2 protein-coding genes and 2 pseudogenes are annotated in these 2873 nt (G+C 71.8%); 1 reads left to right on the forward strand and 3 read right to left on the reverse strand.

Annotation, left to right across the window (positions count from 1 at the left end):
- Positions 1-348: pseudogene (locus tag ABYE80_RS19265) on the reverse strand (phosphohydrolase); the annotation flags it as partial.
- Between the two features lie 83 nt (positions 349-431).
- Here ABYE80_RS19265 and ABYE80_RS19270 point away from each other — a divergent pair.
- Positions 432-1439 (forward strand): GlxA family transcriptional regulator, encoded by a 1008-nt coding sequence (locus ABYE80_RS19270; protein ID WP_372791930.1) that lies wholly within the window; start codon positions 432-434, stop codon positions 1437-1439.
- On the opposite strand, the gene ABYE80_RS19275 is transcribed toward ABYE80_RS19270, so the two are convergent.
- Both ABYE80_RS19275 and ABYE80_RS19280 read right to left on the reverse strand, forming a co-directional pair.
- Positions 1423-2643 (reverse strand): acyl-CoA dehydrogenase family protein, encoded by a 1221-nt coding sequence (locus ABYE80_RS19275; protein ID WP_372791931.1) that lies wholly within the window; start codon positions 2641-2643, stop codon positions 1423-1425. The two genes, ABYE80_RS19270 and ABYE80_RS19275, sit on opposite strands and share 17 nt — an antisense overlap.
- Positions 2640-2873, reverse strand: a pseudogene (locus tag ABYE80_RS19280) (phosphotransferase family protein); the annotation flags it as partial. The gene ABYE80_RS19275 and the pseudogene ABYE80_RS19280, both read right to left, overlap by 4 nt.

Here is a 2873-nt window from a genome sequence, read left to right on the forward strand (position 1 = left end):
CAGGAGGCACGAGACGTAGCCGAGCTCCTCGTCCACCCGCACGCCGTCGATCGCAGCCAGCGCGAGCGCGAAGAGATAGGTCCGGTAGGAGTGCTGCAGGACGTGCGGGGAAAGCGCCTCGCGCGCCTCCTCCTCGGCAGCTCGCGCCAACGCGGAGTCCGGCCAGCGCAAGCCGTCCAGATCCACGGCGCCGGACCCGCGCTTACCCAGAGCGAGACGGACCCGCTCGACCGGCAGGCCGACGGCGACCCGGAGCAGCGGTGTCAGCAACTGGCGGCGCTGGCGTGCGCTGAGCGCGCCTCCCGTTCTGCTCGCCCAGTCCCAATCGATCCCTTGTGGTGCGCTCATGCCTCCCAGTGAACGCGACGAAGTCCAACCCGACCAGTGGCAAGAAAGACAAGCATCAACGATTTCCTGCCATAGTTCGGCACATGGTCCCAGTGCACGTCACGGCCCTCGCTCTCGACGGCGTTCTGACCTTCGACCTGGGATGTGCGGTGCAGGCCTTCTCCCGGGGGCCCGGACGCGACGGGGCGCCCGCCGGCTTCACGATGTCGACGTGCGGCCTGCGGCCTGGACCGGTCCGCACCCCTGACGGCTTCGACCTGCACGTGAGTGACGGCCTCGAAGCCCTTGCGAGCGCCGACGTCGTCGTCATCCCCGGGGTCCATCCGGTCGGCGGCCCGGTGCCGGACGACGTCGTCGTGGCGATCCAGGCCGCGCACGCCCGCGGCGCGATCGTGATGAGCATCTGCGTCGGGGCCTTCGTGCTGGCGCAGACCGGACTGCTCGACGGACGTCCCGCGACCACGCATTGGCACTGGTGCGAGGACCTCGCCGCCCGCCACCCGGACGTCGACGTCCGACCGGACGTGCTCTACGTGGACGACGGAGACATCCTCACGTCTGCCGGGCTGGCGGCGGGGCTCGACCTCTGCCTGCACCTGGTCCGGCGAGAGGCGGGTGCCGCTGCCGCGACGCGACTCGCCTCCTGGAACGTCGTGGCCCCCCACCGCGAGGGTGGGCAGGCGCAGTTCATCGCACCGCCCCCGCGCCCGGACCCCGACGGCCTGCCGGGCAGCGGGATCGGCCCGACCCTGGCCTGGGCCCACGACCATCTCCACGAGCCGCTCACCCTGGCGCAACTCGCCCGAGAGGCGTGCATGAGCGAGCGGACCTTCTCGCGCCGGTTCCGCGCCGAGGTCGGCGTATCGCCGAAGCAGTGGCTGCTCGCCCAGCGCGTCGGACGGGCTCGCGAGCTGCTCGAGACCACGGATCTGCCGGTCGAGGTCGTCGCGGAGCGCGCCGGCTTCGCGAGCGCGCCCGCTCTGCGGCTCCACCTGCGGCGCCACGCCGCGACCACCCCGACGGCCTACCGCACGACGTTCAGGGATCGCGCGGTGGAGCCGCGAGCGGATTGGTTCAGCGCTGTTCGCTGAAGCGCGCAAGATCGCCGTCGGCGCTCGCCGCGCGCTCCCGCAGCACCTGCCGGGCGATCGCGAACTTGTGCACCTCGGTCGGCCCGTCGTACAGGCGGAAGGCGCGCATGTCCCGGAAGATCATCGCCACCGGGGTCTCGTCGCTGATCCCCATCCCGCCGAGCACCTGCACGCAGCGGTCGGCGACCGCGTAGAGCTGCTCGGAGACGGTGGCCTTGACGATCGAGCTCTCGTGGCGGCCGCGGGCGCCCTGGTCGAGCGTCCAGCACGCCCACCAGATCGCCAGGCGGCACTGCTGCAGGGCGATCTCGTTGTCGGCGAGCATGAACCCGACGCCCTGGTGCTCCCCGATCGGCTTGCCGAACGCGGTGCGCTTCAGCGCGTGGTCGGTGGCGATCTCGTGCGCGCGCGCCGCGGCGCCGAGCCAGCGCATGCAGTGCGTCAGGCGGGCGGGGGCGAGGCGCATCTGCGCGTAGCGCAGCGCCTGACCCACCTCACCGAGGACGGCCTCGGGCGGCAGCGTCAGGTCGTCGAACCGCACGACGCCGTGACCCTCGACGTAGTTGCGGTCCATGGTGTCCATGATCCGCTCGATGACGATGCCCGGGGTGTTGCCGTCGCAGAGGAACAGCGTCGGGCCGGAGGGGCCGTGCGGGTTCTCCGCCACGTCGGCCATGACGATCCAGGTCCTCGCGCCGGTCGCGCCGGTGATCAGCCACTTCAGCCCGTTGATGACGTAGCGCTCGCCGTCGAAGAGCGCCGCCGTCTTGAGCTGCCCGGGGTCCGACCCGGCGCCGTCGGGCTCGGTCATCGCGAACACCGAGCGCTGGTGGCCCTCGATGACGGGGCGCAGGAACTCCTGCGCCTGGTCCTCCCGGGCGATCTTGTTCAGCAGGAACATGTTGCCCTCGTCGGGCGCGGCGCAGTTCAGTGCGACCGGCCCGAGCGTCGACCATCCGGCGGCCTCGTAGAGCACGGCCTGGTCCACGTGCGAGGGCTCCATCCCCCCGTAGCTGCGCGGCGCCTGGAACGTGAGGAGCCCTGCGTCCCGGGCGAGGCCGACCAGCTCGGTGCGCAGCTCCTCGGTCGGGCCGTGCTGGGTCAGCCGGGGATCGGTCTCGTAGGGGATCACCTTCTCGGTCACGAAGGCGCGGATCACGCCGCGCGTGCGCGCGACCTCGGCGGGGATCTCGAAGTCGATCATGGGGTCTCCTGGATGAGGCGCTGGGCGCGGTCGAAGAGGCGCAGCGTGGTGTCGTGCAGGGCACGACCGGTCTCCATCGGGGCCTGGCCGGCGTGGGCGCGGGCGAGCGTGCCCTCGAGGACGATCCCGAGCTTGAAGCAGGCGAGGACCGTGTACCAGCGCATGTGGGACAGGTCGCGCGTGGTGGTGGTCGCGTAGCGCTCGACCAGTTCCGCGCCCGTGGGCAGGTC

The organism is Paraconexibacter sp., assembly GCF_041602235.1.
Taxonomy (GTDB): Bacteria; Actinomycetota; Thermoleophilia; order Solirubrobacterales; family Solirubrobacteraceae; genus Paraconexibacter.